Raw genomic sequence first — 18,251 nt, 5'->3', positions numbered from 1 at the left:
GCTTGGCGTCGGGTGGCGGGCAGTCGGGCCCGCCGCGAGTCAGGGGAGTGCCTGGAGCGGAGGGACTACCGCGAGCCCGCGGTGGACGACGGGGCCGCCGCTTCCGGGGCGCCAGTGGGCGCGGGCTCCACGTCGCCGGACGGGGCCTTGAAGCTGCCCGTCTCCGGCTCCACGGACCACGCGGAGAACTTCTGCTGCTTCACGTCCCTCAGCTTCCCGTCCTCGTAACAGACCGAATAGACGAGGAAGAACTCCTTCTCCACCGACGGCGCGCCGTGGCGATAGCAGTCCGCGCCCGTCGCGTCGCGCTCGCGCGTCATGGGGCGGCCCAAAAGCGCCATCACCTGGTCCGTCGTCATGCCGCCGTGCATGGACTTGAAGCCATGGGGCGTGACGACCTGGAACGTGGGGCGCTGCTCGCGCACCATCGTCCAGAACACCACCGCGAGCACCACCGGCACCAGGGCGGCCAGGAGCGCCAGCGCCCAGCGGCCTCGGGACGCCTTGCGGTCCTCCTTGTCATAGGCCGTGAAGAGGTTGCCAGCGTCCGTCGGCGCGGAGGCCAGGGAGGCATTCAAGGGGTTCTCTGTCGGGCTCACGTCGACTGACATGCCGTTCCAACAGCGCGGATGCAAGAAACTCCACGCGGGGCTTCCGGTAACGCCCGCCCGGCAACTTCCCGGGCGTGTACCGTGCGCTGGAGGGCTTCCTTTCGTGACATCGAAGTTCACAATCGGTGGAAGGCCGGCCTGCTACATCCCCCGCCGAGGTAGGAACCAGGAGTCGTGAAAGATGGCGAAGCGAGGCGCCGCCGGACGCAGCGTCACCCCCCAGAAGCCCTTGGAGCGGGATGCCCTGCCAGCGGGGGCGGAGATGGATGAGGGGCTCTTCTTCAATCGCGAGCTGTCCTGGCTGGCCTTCAACGACAGGGTGCTCCAGCTGGCGGAGTCGGCGGACGAGCCGCTGCTGGAGCGGCTCAAGTTCGTGGCCATCTACGCGCGCAACCTGGACGAATTCTTCATGATTCGCGTCGCGCGCCTGCACGAACAGGTGCGCGCCAACGTGGCGCGGCTGGTGCCGGACGGCGCGGCCCCGGGCAACACGCTCGACAAGCTGCACGAGGGCATCTTCGAGCAGAGCAAGCGCCACAGCGCCATCTTCGAGAAGCTCCTGCGGCCCGCGCTCGCGGAGAAGGGCCTGCGCATCCTCAACGCGAAGGAGCTGGACGCCGACCAGCGCGCCCAGGTGGATCAGCGCTTCCGCGAGCAAATCTTCCCCGTGCTCACCCCGCTGGCCATCGGCCTGGGCCGGCACTTCCCCTACATCTCCAACCTGTCGCTCAGCCTGGCGGTGCTGCTGAGAGACCCGGAGGCCGGCGAGGAGAGCGTGGCCCGGGTGAAGGTGCCCAAGGAGCTGCTCCCCCGCTTCCTGCCCCTGAAGAACAACGTCTTCGTGCCGCTGGAGGAGGTCATCGCCCAGCACCTGGGAGACCTGTTCCCCGGCATGGAGGTGCTCAGCTGGAGCCTGTTCCGAGTCACCCGCGACGCGGACTTCACCGTGTCCGAGGACGCGGAGGACCTGCTCAAGGCGGTGGAGACGGAGCTGCGGCAGCGGCGGTTCGGCGACGTCATCCGCCTGGAGGTGCAGGCGGGCATGAGCCCCAAGCTGCTGGAGCCGCTGGTGGAGGCGCTGGGGCTGGAGTCGCGGCAGGTGTACGAGGAGCAGGGCCTCTTGGGCCTGGGGGACGTGCAGGCCATCGCCTTCGCGCCCGGCTTCCCGGAGCTGAAGGACCCGCCGTGGGTGCCCGTCACCCAGCCCCGGCTGCGTCCGGACACGGACTCGCCCGAGGGCGTCACGGTGATGGCGGCGATGCGGCGGGGAGACCTGCTCGTCCACCACCCCTACGACTCGTTCGCCTCGTCGGTGGAGCGCTTCGTCACGGAGGCGGTGGCGGACCCGGATGTCCTGGCCATCAAGCAGACCGTCTACCGCACGTCCGACAGCTCACCGCTGGTGCCCGCGCTGATTACCGCCACGGAGAACGGCAAGCAGGCGGTGTGCATGGTGGAGCTGAAGGCCCGCTTCGACGAGCGCACCAACATCAAGTGGGCCAACGCGCTGGAAGAGGCGGGCGTGCACGTCGTGTACGGCATCCCCTCGCTGAAGACCCACGCGAAGGCCATCCTCATCGTCCGGCGCGAGGGCGAGCGGGTGCGGCACTACGTGCACATCGGCACCGGCAACTACAATCCGAAGACGGCGCGCCTCTACACGGACATGGGCCTGTTCACCACGGACCCGGACATCGGCGCGGACGTGGCGGACCTGTTCAACTACCTCACCGGCTTCGGACGCCCCAAGAGCTTCCGCAAGCTGCTGGTGGCGCCCCTCACCATGCGCGAGGGCCTGCTGGAGCACATCAAACGCACCGTCGTCGCCCACACGCTGGAGCGCCCCTCGCGCATCCAGATGAAGATGAACGCGCTGGTGGACCCGGGCATCATCCGCGCCCTCTACGACGCGTCGCGCGCTGGAGTGAAGGTCGAGCTCAACGTGCGAGGCATCTGCTGCCTGCGCCCCGGCGTCCCCGGCATGTCGGAGAACATCCGCGTGGTTTCCACGCTGGGCCGCTTCCTGGAGCACGCGCGCGTCTACATCTTCGAGCGCGGCACGGAGCTGCGCTGCTACATCGGCTCCGCGGACCTGATGCCTCGCAACCTGGACCACCGCGTGGAAATCCTCGCGCCGGTGGAGGACACCACGCTGGCCGCGCAGGTGCGTGACTCGCTGGAGCGCAGCCTCGCGGACAACACCCACGCGTGGGAGCTGCAGGCCGACGGCGCCTGGCGCCGGCTGACGCCTCCCGCGGGCGCGGACAAGCACTGGGCCCAGGGAGAAGTCATGGAGCGCGCCACCCGCCTGGCCCAGTTCCAGGGCGGCCGTCCCCTGCCTTGAACCACGGGGCCCCGACGTCCGGAGCCCCACCGACAGCCCGCTTCAGCGCGCCGACGAGGGCCGCCGCGTCGTCCACCACGAGCACTTCGCCTTGCGGCGCGGGGTGCGCAGGGGCGGACGCTGACGCGCCCTCGGCGCACACACCTGCTTGGGCGTCCTCGAACACCGCCAGACCCCACGCGCCTGGGACCAGCGCGGTGAGTGACCAGCAAAACGGATGCACCAGGTGGCCACGCGAGAACTCGCTTCCCTCAGGGATGTGGAAACAACGGACAGACCGGATAATCAGGTGCGCCTGTGCCACAACTGAAGGTTGGAATTCAAGCATTACTCACAAAATGATGCCGACGCTGTAATTTCGTAAGTCAGCCTCCGAGGTCCCTGGAGACCTCCTCACGACGATGGGCCTCCACCTCGAGGACCTCCTTCCACTGAATCCACCCGGAGCGGGCCGCGTGGCGGGCGGCCGTCGTGGTGTCGTCCACGACGAGCAGCTGGCTGCCGGCGTCGCGGATGTCTGCGGCGATGCGCTCCAGCTCGCGTGCGCGGTCGGGGTGGCCGGGCACGTTGCGGATGTAGACGCAGAGGACGCGGCCGGGGAACTCGCGGACGATGGTGCGGTAGTGCTCCGCGTCCTCCTGGCCGCTGTCGCCGATGAGGATGAAGGGCAGGTGCTCCAAGTCGCCCAGCAGGCCGCGCATCTTGTCCAGCTTGTGGCCGTGGCCGCCGCCGGGCGCGAAGCCCTGGCTGGACAGGCCCCAGTCGCGCAGCAGCAGCGGGCCGGTGGGGATGTGGTGCAGCGCGAGGAACTCGTCCAGGTGCTCGTACAGATTCCACGGGCTGCTGGAGACGTAGAAGATGGGGTTGTCGCCTGTCCCCTCCGCACCCGCCTGGAGCGCGGCATAGAAGGCGTCCACGCCCGGGAAGGGCAGGCGCACGCGGTGCTCGGTGAGGAACAGGGCCCAGGCGCGCTTGAGCGGGTCCGTCACGCCGGTGACGATGACGGTGTCGTCGATGTCGCTGATGACGCCGTAGCTCGCGCTCGCGCCGGCCACTCGCACGGGGGCCGCCACGCGGGGCACTCCCTCCGGCTCCGGCGACAACAGCTCCAGCTCCACCATGTGCCAGCCGGAGCGCACGCCCTCCGGAGGGGTCACCCACAGCTCCAGGAAGCCCTCCTCGTCGGTGGTGCCCTCCCAGCGCTTGTCGCCCCAGCGCACCGCCACGTGGGCACCCGCGATTTCGCGCGTCATGTAGCGCTTGTAGGAGGCCACCGCGCTGCTCCACAGCGTGTGGCGCTGCTTCTGCGGGCGGATGTGGCGGTCCTCCAGGACGCGGGCCTTGATGACGGCGCGCTCGGAGGTGCCATGGCCCCGGTAGGGGAGGATGCGCAGCGGCGGGGCGATGCCCAGCGAGCGGCGCAAGCTCCGGCTCATCGCGTCATAGTGGGCGTCGACGCGGACGGCGAGTCGGTAGAAGGCGAGTCTTGGGTCGGCCATGGCGCGGAGCGTAAGGAGTGGGGGAGCCCGACTGTAGAAGACTCCGGGGCGGCTCGCGGGGCAAAGCCGCGAGGAAGTCGCCGTGGCCGGTGGAGCCGTCGGCCCGCGTATCCCTGGTGCCGTGCCTCTTTCGACAAGGAGTCCTGCCTTGCTGCGTCGTCACTTCCGGTGGTTGCTGGCCGCTGTCTCGCTGCTCGTCGCCTCGGTGGCCGTGTCTCAAACGGCGCCGAGCATCACCTTCCAGTCCCCGTCCCAGGGCTGGAATGTCTTCGCCTCCTCCAACCCGCTGCCCTTCGGCGGCGCCGCGAGCATCATCTACGACGCCTCGCGATTGACGCAGTGCCGGGGCAACATCAACGCCAACACGCCGGGGTGGACGATTACCGGCCACTACCAGTTCAACAACGGCCCGGTGCAGAGCTTCTGGGTTGCGGGCTTCTCCTCCACGCCCAACCCGCCCGCGCCGTCGATTCCACTCAACACGCGCGGCGACCTGGCCATCTGGTTCGAGAACACCAGCCGCTGGGGCTGCCAGGCGTGGGACTCCAACTTCGGCAACAACTACCACTTCAACGTGCAGTGACGTGACTCGAGCGCGCGAGGCTTCACGGGCCTCGCGCGCTCCAAAGTCATGAGGGCCGGGTGACGAGCTCCGCGCGGCCGATGGGGCTCTCTCCCTTGGCGAGCAGCGCGCGGGCGGCGAGCACGGACACGCAATCCTCCGTGCTGTGGATGTCGCCGTAGAAGGTGAGCAGCGTGGCCGGGTCCACCACGCGCACGCCGCGCGCCTCCACCGAGGGGACGCTCCGGACGAAGACGTCGAGGATGACCTTGCCGCCCGCGTCATGCCGCGCGTAGCGGTAGAAGTGCGTGCTCGTCGCGTCGAAGCGCGTCCAGATGCGGTGGTAGCCCCGGGCGGTGAGCACCGGGACGACCTCCGGGAAGCGCGAGGGCTCCACGAAGAGGTCCACGTCCTTGTGGTCGTGGAAGAGCTTCAGCTCCTCATGCGGGGGCGCCATGAAGTGCCACGCCCAACCGCCGGACACCGTCACCCACGGCGCCAGCGCGAGCACTTCCTCCTCGCTGACGCGCAGTCGCTCGGGGTTCCAGGGCTCGTTCGCCCGCTTCGGATTGCGTGGGTCTCCCATGGCCGTGTCCTTTCGTGCGCCGGCCGGACGCGGGCGGACAAGCGCTGCTGACACGGGTGGAGACGCGCCGGGCGCCGGGCCTCACATGCCGGCGATGCCGCCGATGCCGGGCTTGAAGCGCCAGATGAAGTAGGGGCCGTTCGCCGCGATGTGCGCCTTGGACTGGAGCATGTGGTGGGGAATGGCGCTGTCGGCCACGTAGAGCCAGCCGTCCGGCCCGTGGTTGAGCGCGTCCGCCCAGCGGATGCGCGGGGACTTCACCAGCGTCTCCAGCCGTCCCTCCGGGCTCATGCGCAGCACGGCCCCGTGCTCCACGTCCGTCATCAGCACGTTGCCTTGCGCGTCCGCGCTGAGCCCGTCGTTGAGCGGCTTGCGGCCCACGGCCTGGAGCCGCTGGGCGAGCGCCTCGTCATCCAGGCTGGCGTCGCGCAGGTCCTGGGTGCGCACGCGGTACATGGTGTCGTGGTTCATCGCGGCGAACCACAGCCACTCGTCGCTCGGGTCCAGGGCGATGCCGTCCACGCCGCACTTCAGCGCGGCGAGCCCGCCGAAGAACACCATCTCCTTGATGGGATTGCGGATGACGAAGTCGCGCGGGAAGACGGACTCGTGTTTCTCCAACACGCGGCGCGCCTGCTTCGCGGCCACGTCGTAGACGATGAGCGCGGGCGAGCGGCGCCAGAAGCCCACGTCCGCGATGAACACCGTCCCGCCCTGGGCATCGACCCGCAGGTCCTGGAGGAAGGAGCCCGGCGGCGCGACTTGCGGCGGGAAGTCGAACTCGTGCGCGAGGTGCCCGTTGGCCAGGTCGAAGGCGAGCAGTCTCGGTACGCCGAGGCCGTGGTTGCCATGGTCGATGGTCCACAGCCAGTCGCGCCGGTCGATGGTGATGCCGAGCACCGTGTCGAAGAGCCGCTTCTGGAGCGCCTCCGCGGGGAACGGCACGGCCTTGCCGTCCACCCACTCCCACAGCTTCGCGCCCTCCGGGCGGCTCTCCGGGTGGAGCGTGTAGAACAGGCGCCCCGTCGAGGACACCGCCACGTTGCCGATGGGCTCCGCGCTGCGCACCACCTCTTCGAGCGCGCTGTCCGGCAACAGGGGCATGCCCGTCACGTCCGGGTACGGTTCGCCTCCCCCGTAGCGAAGGCGCACGCCGAGGGTCGCGAGCACCAGCAACCCCACGACGGCGACGACGCCCTTGAGGACGCGGAGGACACGAGCGCCGGGTGCGGGGGAGGACACGGGGACGGACGGAAGCGGAGCGGCCATGAAGGGAACCGGAGAGGTGAGCCCACCAGACGCGGTGGAGCCTCACTCTCCCTCAATACGGAGGCCGACGACGAGTGGTTCTGCGCCCCGTCAGTCCTTGCGCCCCAACGTCCGGTCCAGGTTGTACGCGGCGCTGATGAGCGACAGGTGGGTGAGCGCCTGCGGGAAGTTGCCAAGCGACTCGCCCGACATGCCCGTCTGCTCCGCGTACAGCCCCACGTGGTTGGCGTAGCCCAGCATCCGCTCGAAGGTGAGCCGCGCCTCCTCCAGCAAATCCGGCCGCACCGGGTTCGCTCGCGTCATCGCCTCCACCAACCAGAAGCTGCACAGGTTGAAGGTGCCCTCGCTGCCGGCGATGCCGTCCAGCGTGGCCTCCACGTCGTAGCGGAACACCAGCCCGTCCGACGTCAGCCCGCCCTTCGATGGCGGCTGGCGCATGTGGTCCAGCGTGGAGATCATCCGCGGGTCCACCGGCGACAGGAAGAACACCAGCGGCATCAGCAGATTCGCCGCGTCCAGCGTGTCCTTCCCATACGCCTGGATGAAGGAGCCGCGCTCCTCGCTCCACCCCCGCGCCATGATGTCCTCGAAAATGGCGTCGCGCGTCGCGAGCCACCGGGGTCGGTCCGCCGGGAAGCTGCGCTTGTCCGCCAGCCGGATGGCCCGGTCCACCGCCACCCAGCACATCAGCTTCGAGTACACGAAGTGCCGCCGCCCCCCGCGCACCTCCCAGATGCCCTCGTCCGGCTGGTTCCAGTGCTCGCAGACCCAATCCACCAGCCTCCGCAGGTGCCGCCAGAAGTCGTAGGAGATGGGCGCCGCGTACTTGTTGAACAGGTACACCGAGTCCATCAGCTCGCCATAGATGTCGAGCTGGAGCTGGTCCGCGGCCCCGTTGCCGATGCGCACCGGCTTCGCGCCGCCATAGCCCGCCAGGTGCGGCAGCTCCACCTCGTCCGGCACCCGGCTGCCATCCAACGAGAACATCAGCGGCAGCGGCCCATCCCCCTGCTCCGCGCACCGCGCCTCCACCCACCGCATGAAGGCCGCCGCCTCCTTCTTGAAGCCGATGCGCAGGAACGCATAGACGGTGAAGGCCGCGTCCCGCAGCCAGCAGTAACGGTAGTCCCAGTTGCGGGTGCCACCGGGTGACTCGGGCAGGCTGCACGTGGGCGCCGCGACAATCGCGCCCGTCGGGGCGAACGTCATCAGCTTCAGCGCCAGCGCCGAGCGCTGCACCGTCTCCCTCCAGCGCCCCGTGTACTGACAGCCCGACAGCCAGTGGCGCCAGTACTCCACCGTGGCGCGAAAGACCTTCTCCGCCGAGTCGTGGCTGTGCACCAGCTCCTCGCACGACACCCGCATCCCCTCGCGCAGCGTGAAGACGGCGGACTCGTTCTCCCGCAGCACGAAGCTCGCCGTGACACCCCGCCCCGCGCGCCGCATGGGCACGGAGGACGCCAGGGTGAGCTGGAGCTTCTCCGACTCGAAGGCGGCCCCTCCCGCGATGAGGTGCGTCGTGTGCGTGTCCCGGGCGTAGTTGAAGGCCGGGAAGCACTCCATCTCGAACGCCATCTCTCCGCGCACCACGCGCACGCGCCGGAGCACCTCGCGCACGTCCTTCTCGTCATCCCGCCCCATGGGCATGAAGTCGATGAGCTCCCCCACGCCGTCCGGCGTGTAGAAGCGCGTCACCAGCACGTTGGTGTCCGGCCAGTAGAACTGCTTGCACATCACTCCGTCCGGCTGGGGATGGAGGCGCCAGTGGCCACCCTTCTCCGGGTCCAGCAGCGCGGCGAAGACACTGGGGCTGTCGAAGTGCGGGTAGCACATCCAGTCGATGGTGCCCTCGTTGCCTATCAGCGCCACCGTGCGCAGGTCGCCAATGACGCCGTGGTCCTCGATGGGCACCGAGCCCCCCGCCACCGAATGTCTGCCTCCCTGCATACGCACCTCGCCCTCAGCTGAAGGTGATGACCTGCTTGATTCCCCTGCCCGCCTTGCCCGTCACCACGTCGAGGAAGGCCTCCGGCGGATGGCGCGAGCTGATGAGCCGCTCCAGTCCCCCCGGCCAGCGCGCACGGAAGCGAGCCAGGTCCTCCAGCGCCGCGTCGAAGTCCGTGGCCGCCGCGTTCACCGTGCCCAGCAGCACCTGGTTGCGCAGCACCACCTGCTTGAGGAACTCCGCGCCCTCGAGCGTCAGCGGCTGTTTGTCCGACGGCACCCCCGTGAAGATGAGGACGCCGTTGTTCGCCAGCGCCTCGAGCGCGTCGAACGCCGGCTTCACCACGCCGGTGGCCTCGTAGATGATGTCCGCGGGACCCACGCGGCGGACCAGCTCAGCCGGGGACACATCCTGGGTGGAGAGGTAGGGCGCGCCCACCGCCTCCGCCGCGTCCGCCTTCGGGTTCGGCTTGCGGCTGTGCGAGTACACCGTGGTGGCGAAGCCCCGCCGCAGCAGCGTCAGCACCGCGAGCTGTCCCACCGGCCCCGCGCCCAGCACCACCGCGCGCCCCGGCGCGGGCCGCCACGGCAGGCGCTCCTGGATGTGCTCCCACTGGCGCAGGCTCTTCTCGGCGATGGTCAGCGGCTCGGTGAGCACGGCGACCTCGCGCAGCTCCGTGGGCACGCGGTGCACATACGCCACGTCCTCCACGAAGTGCTCCGAGCAGAAGCCATGGGCCTCCTTGATGCCGCGCTCGGTGAAGTCCCCGGTGATGCAGAAGTCGGGATGACCGCCGCGACACGCGGGACAGGTGGCGTGAGGACACGGCCTGCGCACGCGCGGGACGACGAGGTCCCCGACTTGAAGCCCCTTCACCGCCGAGCCCACCTCCACCACCTCGCCCAGACACTCGTGGCCGAGGATGAGGAAGTCCGAGCCCGGAGGCGGCGAGCCGTAGGTGAAAGAGACAATGTCCTTGTCCGTGCCGCACACGCCCACCTCGCGGGTGCGCACCTTCACCTGCGTGGGAGACTGGAGCTGGGGCTCTGGCGCGTCGATGACGCGCACCTCTTTCTTCCCGGGAAAGACGGCGACGGCCTTCATGCGCGGCTCCTGCCCATTCGAGTGCCGAATCCTGGTTGAGGTGTTCACCGCGCGGCTGGGACACCAGGGTCAAGGGTTGGGGGGTACACAGCGCCCGGTCGCCCGCTGACCGGGGGCGGCTGTCGACGAGTGCACGAAACCGCTGCCAGCCGGAGGCGCCCGGTCTATGAGTGGTGACCGTGAGCGAGCCCCTTCCCGCTGCCCCCACCGACGACACGCCCCTCGCCAGCCGCTCCACGGCCATTGGCACCGCGGCCTTCCTCCTCCTCGCCCTGCCCTTCCTGGTGTTCGGCCTGTGGCTCCTGGACGGAAAGTCGCGGATGGACCTCCGCTGTGAGCCGGGTGGGCCCTGCACCCTCACTCGCTCCGGGTGGCTCACGCGCGAGCCTTTGGCCACGCTGCCGCTGGACGCGATTCAGGCCGTCAAGGTGGAGCGCAGCCGCAGCGCCCGCCGCGCGTCCGTGCCCATCTTCCGACCCCAGTTGGAGACGACGCAGGGCAAGCTGCCCCTCTTCGCGCAGTGGGCCACCGAGGAGGGCGAGGCCACCGCCGTGAAGGAGCAGGTGGAGCGCTACCTCGCCGCGCCGGGCGCGGGACCGCTGGAGGTGACCCGGGATGACCGGCGCGCGTCCCTGCGCGTGGGCGGCGCCTTCACCGGCGTGGGCGTGGCGCTGTTCATCTTCAGCCTGTGGCTGGCGTGGCGCACGCGGACCCACCGCCGCGCCGAGCGGTCCGCTCAGACTTCAGCGGCCTGACACGGTCACTCCGCACCTGGTCAACCCCAGACATCCAGCGCGTGTCCCGTGGGCTTGCCGCCCCAGGGGGTGGATTCCTGTCCACGGCCTCCGTGCTAGCTTTGCCAGACATGGAAGCTTCGACGAACCCGAGAAGCTGGGGGGCCTGGGTGGTGGTGCTGTGCGCCTGGCTCGCGCCGGGACTGGCCACCGCGAATCCCCCTGAGGCCGAAGACCCTTCGGGGCTCTTCCGCCACCGCATCGAGCGCGCGGGGACGCTGTACGAGTCGCTGGAGTACGAGAAGGCCCTCAACTGGCTGACGCAGGCGAAGCAGGTCGCGTCCACCACCGACGAGCAGGTGGAGGTGGCGCTCTATCGCGGGCTGGTGCTCGCGGACCTGGGCCGCAGGAAGCAGGCGCTGGAGGAGTTCCGCACCGGCCTCACACTGCGGCCCCTGGCAAAGCTGCCTGTCGCGGCGGCGCCCAAGGTGGAGCGGGACTTCGAGTCGGTGCGCAAGCAGGTGCAGCTCAAGCAGGGCACCGAGTCCGCGAAGGCCGCACCCGTGGAGGCACCACCTCCCGTCGTCGAGGAGCCGAAAGCCGTCGCGCCAGTGGAGAAGCAGGCGGACGCCACGCCCGAGCCGAAGCCGCTGCCCATCCACGAGTCGAAGCCAGGCTTGCGTTCGCGCCTGGGCGCCGCGGGCTCCTCGCTGGGAAAGAATGTCGGCTCGGCGCTGGGCTCCGCGCTGGACACGGTGATGGGCCCGAAAGACAAGCCCGCGACTCCGCCACCCGAGCAGCCCGAGCCCACCGCCGCCGCGAAAGATGAGCCGTAAGCGCTCCGTCCCGCCGCCCGCCACGCGGGATGAATCTCGGCTCAGTCCTCCTGCAACAGATTGAGCTTGAAGACATTGGCCACGCCCGCCTTCACCTCGAAGCTGCGCGTCACCTTCTTCCCCAATCGCGGGTTGACGGCCGTCACGGTATGGACGCCCGCTGGGACGTCGATGACGGCGAGCGGTGTTTCGCCCAGCAGCCTTTTGTCGAGATACACGACGGCATAGGGGCGGATGCGAAACTCCACCGAGCCCAGCGCGCGCTTCACCGCTGGTGACGCGGGCTCCTTGCTCTCCACATGCTTGTCACTCGCGGGAGGCACCACGGGCGAGAGCAGGTCGAAGTCGTCTGTGTCGGGGGTCCCTTCGTCCTGCTCCCGCTTCACCGCGAGTTGGGCCTCCAGCTCGGCCTCGTCCGGCTTCTCCTCCACGCCCTTCGTGCCCTTCGTGTCCACGGGGACCGTGGGCGGCGCGGCGGCCACGAGCGCGGGAGCCCCTGGTGCCTGCGTCGCCGCTCCCGGCTGAGCCTGGGGCACAGGGGGCGGAGTTCCTCCGAGCAGCGCGTAACCACCCCCCGCGACGAGCAGCGCCGCACCCACGAGCGCCACCGGCACGAGCCTCTTCTTCCTCGCGGCGCCCGCCTCCGACCGAGGACGCTGCTCCGTCTCCTGCTCGAACACCGCCGGAGCGGGCACGTCCGGCGTCTCGGCGTGCTGCCTTCGCGAGGGACCGGAGGGCACCGTGCGCTCGGGCGTCTCCACCCGAGCGTCCCGAAGCTCGGGCCGAGACGACATCGGCGCGGGCGTCGGAACGAGGCGCTCCTCCACCACCTGCCCGACGGCCTGGGCAATCTGATACGCGCCCACCGGCTCGCCCAGGGACAACACGAAGCGCTCCAGGTCCGCATGAAGCGCGCGACAGTCCGCGTAGCGGTCCTCGCGGTCCTTGTGCAGCGCCCGGGTGATGATGGCTTGAAGGGCGCTGGGAACATCCTTGCGATGACGGCTCACGGGCACCGGTTCGCTCGAGACGATGGCCTGCATCATCGCCAGCTCCGAGGGCCCATCGAAGGGCAGACGTCCCGTGAGCAGCTCGTACAGCACCACGCCCAACGCATACACATCCACGCGCCGGTCCAGCGGGTCCGCACGCACCTGCTCGGGCGGCATGTACGCGACCTTGCCCTTCACGATGCCGGTCTGCGTGCGGTGCTTTTGTCCCGCCACCTTGGCGATGCCGAAGTCCACCACCTTCACCGCGCCCTGCCGGGACACCAGGATGTTGTCCGGGCTCACGTCGCGGTGAATCAACCCGAGCGGCTGGCCCGTCGTCGGGTCCGCGAACTCATGCGCGAAGGCGAGGCCCTCCGCCGCCTGCGCCACGACCTTGGCGCAGATGCCGGGGGCCAGCGGCTGCCCCCGCGTCGCGGCCTGTCGCTGCCAGCGCCGCAGGTTGGGCCCGTCGATGAGCTCCATCGTCAGGAAGTAGCTGCCCTCGGCTTCACCGAAGTCGAAAATCTGGACGACGTTCGGGTGGTTGAGCCCCGCGACGAGCCGCGCTTCGCCGAGGAACATCTCCACGAAGGACGGGTCCTCCGCCAGATGCGGGAGGATGCGCTTGAGCACCAGCGTCTTCTCGAAGCCCCCGGGCCCGGCCGCCTTCGCCAGGAACACCTCCGCCATGCCTCCGGTCGCCAGCTTGCGGACGAGTTCGTATTTCCCCAGGTGCATTGGCGGGAGATTCCCCCAGGTCTCTCTCCAAGGGAACCCCCACACCTGCCCTCCGGTCCGGGACAGCCGGGCGGGCACCGGAAGCAAGCGCCTCCGGAGTCCCTACGTTTCAGAAGCCGAGGTCACGAAGTGCTTGTACCCACGTCCAAGCACCGGGCCTCCCTGGTTGCTGGACGAGGAAGCAGGATGGCGAGCGCTCTCGAAGCGGCTCGCCACCCCCTTCCGCCCTGCCCACATGTGCCTAGTTTGTGGCCGATGCTGCGTGCCCTCCTTGGCCGATGGCGAAGCTCGCTGCGCCTGCTCCGGCCAGCGCACGTGGAGGCCGACCACGCGAAAATCTCCGTCACCCAGCTGGGCCACCGCTACGCCAACAAGGTCGTGGCGCTCCAGGACGTGGACCTGAACGTCCGCTCGGGGGAGCTCGTCTGCCTTCTGGGGCCTTCGGGCTGCGGCAAGTCCACGCTGCTCTACGCGCTGGCGGGTCATGTGCAGCCCACCGGCGGCACGGTGTCCATTGATGGACAACGCATCCGAGGCCCGGGGCCGGACAGGCTCCTGATGTTCCAGGAGGCGGCCCTCTTCCCGTGGCTCACGGTGCGCGGAAACATCACCTTCGCCCTGGCCGCGCGAGGCGTGCCGCGCTCCCAACGCAAGGAGCGCGCGGACCAATACATCCGCCGCGTGCAGCTCCAGGGCTTCGAGGAGACGCTGCCGCACCAGCTCTCCGGCGGCATGAAGATGCGCGCCAGCCTGGCCCGAGCGCTCGCGGTGGACCCGACGGTGCTGCTCATGGACGAGCCCTTCGGCTCGCTGGACGCGCAGACGCGCATCCACATGCAGGAGATGCTTCAGTCCATCTGGATGCGCACCCACAAGACGATTGTGTTCGTCACGCACGACGTGCACGAGGCGCTGATGCTGGGCACCCGCGTCGTCCTGATGGCGCCGCGGCCGGGGCGCATCGTGAGGGACTTGGAGGTCCACCTGCCCATGCCGCGACACCCGGAGGACGCGGCGCTCACGGAGATGGTCCGCCATGTCCAGGGCCTCTTGCGCGAGGTGGAACGAAACACCCTGCCGGAAGCGACACCGCCGCGGGCAACCGCGTCCACGACGGCGTCGACCCACACGCTGCCCGCGTCGGGACTGACTCGGCCCGTGAGGTGAGCCATGAAGCGCGATGCCCCCTTGAAGAACTACGGGCAGAAGCTGGGCTTGATGCTGTTGCTGCTGGGCGCCTGGGAGGGCCTGTCCCGGCTGGGGGTCTGGTCTCCGTACCTCTTCCCCGGGCCGGTGACGGTGGCCAAGAGCCTGTGGAGCATGGCGGTCGACGGGCGGCTGTTGGATGCCACGCTGCGCTCCCTGGGGCGACTGGGCCGTGCCTATCTGATGTCGGTGGCCATCGGCGTTCCCCTGGGCCTGTTGATGGCGCGGCTGGCCTTCTTCCGCAACGCGGTGAAGCCGGTGGTGATGGGGCTGCAGGCGCTGCCGTCCATCTGCTGGCTGCCGCTGGCGCTCCTGTGGTTCGGGCTGACGGACACGTCCATCCTCTTCGTCGTGGTGATGGGCAGTGTGCTGGGCATCGCCATCGCCACGGAGGACAGCGTGCAGGGCGTGGACCCGCAGCTGTTGCGAGTGGCCAGCACGCTGGGCGTTCGCGGCCTGCGCTTCCAGTTCGGCGTGTTGTTGCCGGCGGCGCTGCCGGGCATCGTCACGGGGCTCAAGCTGGGGTGGAGCTTCGCGTGGCGCGCGCTGCTGGCCGGCGAGCTGTTGTTCGTCTCGGGGGGCCTGGGACAGCTGCTCACGGTGGGTCGCGAGCTGATGGACGTTCCTCAAGTGATGGCGGTGATGGTGGCCATCATCCTCATCGGCATCACCGTGGACCGTGTCTTCTTCCAGACGGTGGAGGGGCGGTTGCGGCGTCGGTGGGGGCTGGAAGGCACGCTGTGAGGCGTGGGACGTGAAGCGCCCGACGCTTGTGTTTCGACACCCGTTGCCAACCCGTCCCGCCGTCCCACTCTTGGGTGCCTATGCGCGCCTTTCGTTCCCTGGCTGTCCTTGTTCTCGCTGGCCTCGCGGGGCTGGGGGTCGGTTGCAAGCGTGACGCGTCTGGCGGTGCCGACGCGCCCTTGCGCATGGGGTTCTTCCCCAACATCACGCATGCGCAGGCGCTGGTGGGCAACGCGGAGGGCGCCTTCGCGGCGGAGCCTGGCGTGGGGAAGCTGGAGGTGAAGCAGTTCAACGCGGGGCCCGCGGCCATGGAGGCGCTGGTGGGCGGCTCGCTGGACGTGTCGTATGTGGGCACGGGGCCCGCCATCAACACGTACCTCAAGGCAGGCAAGGACCTGCGCATCATCGCGGGCGCGGTGAATGGCGGGGCGGTGCTGGTGACGCGCACGGCGAAGTCGGCGGCGGAGCTGAAGGGGAAGAAAATCGCGACGCCCCAGCTTGGCAACACGCAGGACATCGCGCTGCGCCACTGGCTGAAGCAACAGGGCTTGAGCACGAACCTGGATGGACAGGGTGACGTGCAGATTGTGCCGCTGACGAACTCGGACATCCTGGTGCAGTACCTGCGGGGAGGAATCGAGGGCGCGTGGGTGCCGGAGCCCTGGGGCACGCGGATGCTGCTGGAGCCGGAGGGCGGCGGGCAGATTCTCGTGGATGAGAAGACGCTGTGGCCGGAGGGGCGCTTTCCCACCACGGTGATAGTGACGACGCGCAAGGTGTTGGAGACGCAGCGTCCGCGCATCGTGGCGCTGCTGCGCGCGCACGTGAAGCTGACCGAGCGGTGGCAGCAGAACCCGAAGGGCTTCACGGCGGAGGTGAACCAGGCGTTCGGGAAGCTGACGCAGAAGCCATTGCAGCCGGCGATTCTGCAGGGTGCGTTCTCACGACTGGAGCCGAGTCTGGACCCGGTGCCCACTGCGCTGAGCACCGCCGCGAAGCATGCGCAGGAGCTGGGCTTCATCCCCACCTCGGACATCAACGGGCTGGTGGATTTGAGCGCGCTGAATGAGGCGCGGGGGAGCGGGGCGAAGAACTGAGGGGCTGGCTCTGGTCCGACACGAAGGGCCGCGCGGGGCCTCAGGGGACGGGTGCGTCAGCCGGGGGATAGACGAGCACCCGAACGGAGGGGATTCGCGCGAAGGACTCCTGGATGAGGGGGAAGACCTCCGTCCACGCCAGGCCTCCGTTTCCGCAGCCCAGGGCGGGGACGGCCAGTGATTGAATCCCCCGGCGTTGGACCTCCTCGACGAGGGACTCGAGGCCCGTGCGAATCCACTCCAGGCGTGAAGGCTGGCGCCAGCTCCGCTTCGTCGGGAAGTTGATGATCCACCGAGGGCCCTTCAGCGCTCCCAGGTCGAAGACATGGACGCGGCCCGTCTCGAGGCGACCTGCCTTCGCCTCGCGTTCGTACTCCTTGAACATCGCGGGGAAGGCCCGCTTGAACTGGAGTGCGATGCCCTTACCCATCACTCCTTCCGTGTTGACGGCGTTGATGAGCGCCTGGACGTCCGCTTGAAGGAGATTGCCTTCGGCGAGTTCAATCATGGGTGTTCCTCTTGATGGGTTTTCGCGGCGGGAGCGACACCTTCCTGTCGGGCGCACCACCTGGAGGGCCCCTTGTGGAGAACGGTGGATAGCCTTCCTGCTGGTACATCAGGCGCGTGTCATCGTTGGTGAGCCGGTCGGGATTGAAGAGCACTTGAATGTACGTGTGGTGCTCGTCCACGCCGCAGACCTTCAGGTTCACCCACACAGGGACCTTCCCATCTACCCAGAGATAACGGGCGGCCTGCTTCTCCTCTACTCCCATCAGCGCCTCTGGCCGCAGGAGCCGGCCTCCCAGGAACTTCACGCGGCCATCCTTCTCGGGCGGCCACTCCGCGGCCTTGAAGTCGAAGCGCAGGGAGGGAGGGAGCGTCTCCGTCACCAGCATCTCCCCAAGCTGACGGCACGCTTCCGCGGCACGGTGCAATCGGTCCCAGAAGTCCTTGAAGTTGATGGGGCGGAACTCCTGCGCGACTGGAGTGTCCTTCTTCACGCCCGCGAATGACCCTCCTGTTCCCTGGAAGGTCACCACACCCTCCTCCAGGACAGGCTCTCCCGGTGGAGCGGTGAAGACTTCGTGCGGCGGCTTCCTGCCTCGGAACAAGACCCGGTGCCACATCCCCACGGCTTCACACAGCACGGCCTGGGCGGAACCGCGCCATTCGCGGGTGGTTCCCGGAGGAAACTTCACTCCCACCAACACTCCGCTGCGTCCCTGTGACGGGGCTTCACAGAAGAAGGTCGTCGTCCGCCGTGGCTCCGGTGTGGACACGGTCATCGACCAGAAGGGTTCCACCGTGACGGCATGCTCGTCCACGACAACTCCGGGCCACTGTTTCTCCGCGCAGAGTCGAATCGCGGTCTTCAACCACACGGGCTCCGCGGGGACCTCCACCGCGTATCGATTCGCAACCAGATGACCCCGGTCCCGAAGCATGCGCAGCTGTTTCAGTCGATACCCAGAGACAATCGCGGCACAGAGGCACCCGAGGACGAACTCCGTGAAGGCATCAGGGACAGGTTCGGCGGTGATGAGATCGATGTCGACGCCACCATCGACGAGTGGAAGCAAGTAGATGCCGACGGCGCACTCACCGTTCTCGTCGAGAACAGCGCCTTCCACACTTGCCCACTTCTGCATCTCCAGGTCTTTGGAGACCAGGATGTACCGAGGGAAAGGGTTCGGGATCCGTCCCTCTTCGAAAAGGATTCTCCAAGCCTTGCTACACACGAGCTTGGGCCACCTTCGTCTCAGTCCGCGGACGAATCGCTGAGCCACCGACTGCGCGACTTCACCACTGATGGAGAAGTCATTGTCCACGCCGCTCTCAGCCATGCACACTCCCCCACCAGGACTCCACCCCGAGCAGTAGTGCCACGCGTGCGGAGTCTCTGTCCATGCCTCCAGCCGACGCCTTCGGCTCGCTCACGGAATCAGGAGAGGCGCGGCACTCGCATGCCGCTGCGCGCCAGCGA

At 68.7% G+C, this 18,251-nt stretch carries 16 protein-coding genes; 7 read left to right on the top strand and 9 right to left on the bottom strand.

Annotated features, from left to right (window positions below; genetic code table 11):
- Nucleotides 1-65 precede the first annotated feature (65 nt).
- A complete protein-coding gene (locus tag FJV41_RS08290; protein WP_246137085.1) occupies nt 66-611 on the bottom strand; it encodes a hypothetical protein in 546 nt (181 codons plus the stop codon).
- A 181-nt stretch (nt 612-792) separates the two neighbouring features.
- On the opposite strand from FJV41_RS08290, the gene ppk1 reads away from it, so the two are divergent.
- Nucleotides 793-2,955 carry a polyphosphate kinase 1 gene (gene ppk1, locus FJV41_RS08285; RefSeq protein WP_141641881.1) on the top strand — a complete coding sequence of 721 codons (2,163 nt, stop codon included), beginning with the start codon at nt 793-795 and terminating at the stop codon, nt 2,953-2,955.
- Between the two features lie 365 nt (nt 2,956-3,320).
- Here ppk1 and FJV41_RS08280 read toward each other — a convergent pair whose 3' ends face one another.
- On the bottom strand, nt 3,321-4,454 hold the full coding sequence (locus FJV41_RS08280; protein WP_141641880.1) for an App1 family protein phosphatidate phosphatase: 1,134 nt from the start codon (nt 4,452-4,454) through the stop codon (nt 3,321-3,323).
- Between the two features lie 148 nt (nt 4,455-4,602).
- Between FJV41_RS08280 and FJV41_RS08275 the strand changes: the two genes are divergently transcribed.
- Complete coding sequence (locus FJV41_RS08275) at nt 4,603-5,037, top strand: DUF6209 family protein (protein ID WP_141641879.1); 435 nt, start codon at nt 4,603-4,605, stop codon at nt 5,035-5,037.
- A 46-nt stretch (nt 5,038-5,083) separates the two neighbouring features.
- Here FJV41_RS08275 and FJV41_RS08270 read toward each other — a convergent pair whose 3' ends face one another.
- From FJV41_RS08270 to FJV41_RS08255, 4 genes are all read right to left on the bottom strand, one after another.
- The gene (locus tag FJV41_RS08270) at nt 5,084-5,602 is read right to left on the bottom strand and encodes a hypothetical protein (RefSeq protein ID WP_141641878.1); all 519 of its coding nucleotides are present in this window, start codon (nt 5,600-5,602) and stop codon (nt 5,084-5,086) included.
- A gap of 81 nt (nt 5,603-5,683) precedes the next feature.
- Nucleotides 5,684-6,871 (bottom strand): L-dopachrome tautomerase-related protein, encoded by a 1,188-nt coding sequence (locus FJV41_RS08265; RefSeq protein ID WP_141641877.1) that lies wholly within the window; start codon nt 6,869-6,871, stop codon nt 5,684-5,686.
- 90 nt (nt 6,872-6,961) lie between these two features.
- The gene (locus tag FJV41_RS08260) at nt 6,962-8,818 is read right to left on the bottom strand and encodes a glycoside hydrolase family 15 protein (RefSeq protein ID WP_141641876.1); all 1,857 of its coding nucleotides are present in this window, start codon (nt 8,816-8,818) and stop codon (nt 6,962-6,964) included.
- 13 nt (nt 8,819-8,831) lie between these two features.
- Nucleotides 8,832-9,920, bottom strand: a complete 1,089-nt coding sequence (locus FJV41_RS08255; protein WP_141641875.1) for a glucose 1-dehydrogenase — start codon at nt 9,918-9,920, stop codon at nt 8,832-8,834.
- A gap of 179 nt (nt 9,921-10,099) precedes the next feature.
- Between FJV41_RS08255 and FJV41_RS08250 the strand changes: the two genes are divergently transcribed.
- Nucleotides 10,100-10,675 carry a hypothetical protein gene (locus tag FJV41_RS08250; RefSeq protein ID WP_141641874.1) on the top strand — a complete coding sequence of 192 codons (576 nt, stop codon included), beginning with the start codon at nt 10,100-10,102 and terminating at the stop codon, nt 10,673-10,675.
- Between the two features lie 110 nt (nt 10,676-10,785).
- On the top strand, nt 10,786-11,490 hold the full coding sequence (locus FJV41_RS08245) for a tetratricopeptide repeat protein (protein ID WP_141641873.1): 705 nt from the start codon (nt 10,786-10,788) through the stop codon (nt 11,488-11,490).
- Between the two features lie 41 nt (nt 11,491-11,531).
- Here the strand turns inward: FJV41_RS08245 and FJV41_RS08240 are convergent, their stop codons facing one another.
- The gene (locus FJV41_RS08240; RefSeq protein WP_141641872.1) at nt 11,532-13,220 is read right to left on the bottom strand and encodes a serine/threonine protein kinase; all 1,689 of its coding nucleotides are present in this window, start codon (nt 13,218-13,220) and stop codon (nt 11,532-11,534) included.
- A gap of 255 nt (nt 13,221-13,475) precedes the next feature.
- On the opposite strand from FJV41_RS08240, the gene FJV41_RS08235 reads away from it, so the two are divergent.
- The 3 genes from FJV41_RS08235 to FJV41_RS08225 all read left to right on the top strand — a co-directional run bounded on the left by FJV41_RS08235 (nt 13,476) and on the right by FJV41_RS08225 (nt 16,267).
- Nucleotides 13,476-14,387: an ABC transporter ATP-binding protein gene (locus FJV41_RS08235; RefSeq protein ID WP_246137084.1), complete on the top strand. Its 912-nt coding sequence runs from the start codon at nt 13,476-13,478 to the stop codon at nt 14,385-14,387.
- Nucleotides 14,388-14,390: 3 nt separating this feature from the next.
- Complete coding sequence (locus tag FJV41_RS08230; RefSeq protein ID WP_438616733.1) at nt 14,391-15,170, top strand: ABC transporter permease; 780 nt, start codon at nt 14,391-14,393, stop codon at nt 15,168-15,170.
- A gap of 80 nt (nt 15,171-15,250) precedes the next feature.
- Nucleotides 15,251-16,267, top strand: coding sequence for an ABC transporter substrate-binding protein (locus FJV41_RS08225; RefSeq protein ID WP_141641871.1), 1,017 nt, complete (start codon nt 15,251-15,253; stop codon nt 16,265-16,267).
- Nucleotides 16,268-16,307: 40 nt separating this feature from the next.
- On the opposite strand, the gene FJV41_RS08220 is transcribed toward FJV41_RS08225, so the two are convergent.
- On the bottom strand, nt 16,308-16,775 hold the full coding sequence (locus FJV41_RS08220) for a macro domain-containing protein (protein ID WP_141641870.1): 468 nt from the start codon (nt 16,773-16,775) through the stop codon (nt 16,308-16,310).
- Nucleotides 16,768-17,898, bottom strand: coding sequence for a hypothetical protein (locus FJV41_RS08215; RefSeq protein ID WP_141641869.1), 1,131 nt, complete (start codon nt 17,896-17,898; stop codon nt 16,768-16,770). The genes FJV41_RS08220 and FJV41_RS08215 overlap by 8 nt, the downstream gene beginning before the upstream one ends.
- Nucleotides 17,899-18,251: the final 353 nt, after the last annotated feature.

Source organism: Myxococcus llanfairpwllgwyngyllgogerychwyrndrobwllllantysiliogogogochensis (assembly GCF_006636215.1).
Classification (GTDB): domain Bacteria; phylum Myxococcota; class Myxococcia; order Myxococcales; family Myxococcaceae; genus Myxococcus; species Myxococcus llanfairpwllgwyngyllgogerychwyrndrobwllllantysiliogogogochensis.
This window is presented reverse-complemented; position numbering and strand designations above follow the sequence as displayed.

Coding starts and splice junctions, on each gene's coding strand:
- FJV41_RS08240 (WP_141641872.1), bottom strand. CDS start 13,220: ATGCACCTGGGGAAATACGAACTCGTCCGCAAGCTGGCGACCGGAGGC.
- FJV41_RS08255 (WP_141641875.1), bottom strand. CDS start 9,920: ATGAAGGCCGTCGCCGTCTTTCCCGGGAAGAAAGAGGTGCGCGTCATC.
- FJV41_RS08280 (WP_141641880.1), bottom strand. CDS start 4,454: ATGGCCGACCCAAGACTCGCCTTCTACCGACTCGCCGTCCGCGTCGAC.
- FJV41_RS08235 (WP_246137084.1), top strand. CDS start 13,476: ATGCTGCGTGCCCTCCTTGGCCGATGGCGAAGCTCGCTGCGCCTGCTC.
- FJV41_RS08225 (WP_141641871.1), top strand. CDS start 15,251: ATGCGCGCCTTTCGTTCCCTGGCTGTCCTTGTTCTCGCTGGCCTCGCG.
- FJV41_RS08270 (WP_141641878.1), bottom strand. CDS start 5,602: ATGGGAGACCCACGCAATCCGAAGCGGGCGAACGAGCCCTGGAACCCC.
- FJV41_RS08260 (WP_141641876.1), bottom strand. CDS start 8,818: ATGCAGGGAGGCAGACATTCGGTGGCGGGGGGCTCGGTGCCCATCGAG.
- FJV41_RS08220 (WP_141641870.1), bottom strand. CDS start 16,775: ATGATTGAACTCGCCGAAGGCAATCTCCTTCAAGCGGACGTCCAGGCG.
- FJV41_RS08245 (WP_141641873.1), top strand. CDS start 10,786: ATGGAAGCTTCGACGAACCCGAGAAGCTGGGGGGCCTGGGTGGTGGTG.
- FJV41_RS08265 (WP_141641877.1), bottom strand. CDS start 6,871: ATGGCCGCTCCGCTTCCGTCCGTCCCCGTGTCCTCCCCCGCACCCGGC.
- FJV41_RS08230 (WP_438616733.1), top strand. CDS start 14,391: ATGAAGCGCGATGCCCCCTTGAAGAACTACGGGCAGAAGCTGGGCTTG.
- ppk1 (WP_141641881.1), top strand. CDS start 793: ATGGCGAAGCGAGGCGCCGCCGGACGCAGCGTCACCCCCCAGAAGCCC.
- FJV41_RS08290 (WP_246137085.1), bottom strand. CDS start 611: ATGTCAGTCGACGTGAGCCCGACAGAGAACCCCTTGAATGCCTCCCTG.